This window comes from Aliarcobacter vitoriensis (assembly GCF_003316695.1).
In the GTDB taxonomy this organism is placed as follows: Bacteria; Campylobacterota; Campylobacteria; order Campylobacterales; family Arcobacteraceae; genus Aliarcobacter; species Aliarcobacter vitoriensis.
The window spans coordinates 1-335 of record NZ_PDKB01000059.1; the positions used below are offsets into that span (position 1 = coordinate 1).

The window sequence follows — 335 nt, forward strand, 5'->3', positions numbered from 1 at the left end:
TAGATACAACAGACTATACATTAACATCAACAGCGAGTGGAGATGAAGAGAGTGCAGAGATTACATATACAGTAACATTTACAAATCCAACAACACAAGCAGAAACAGTAACGTTCAAAGTAGGTAATGAGACAATAACAATTACTGTACCAGCAAATAGTAGTGGAGCTTCAACAACAGTTTCTTATGCAGATGGTTCAAAAGATTATTACCAAGATGTAACAAATGTACCAGCACCAACAGATTTAAGTTCAACAAATAACTCAAAATTTGAAAAATTAAATCCAGTAAATAATGCAACAGCAAAAGAGTTTGCAGATCATGTAGATACAACA

1 protein-coding gene is annotated in these 335 nt (G+C 33.1%); it reads left to right on the forward strand.

Translation table 11 applies throughout. The annotated features are described in order from the left end of the window. A partial coding sequence (locus CRU91_RS12345; RefSeq protein WP_222718488.1) for an immunoglobulin-like domain-containing protein occupies positions 1-335 on the forward strand: 335 nt, incomplete at both ends.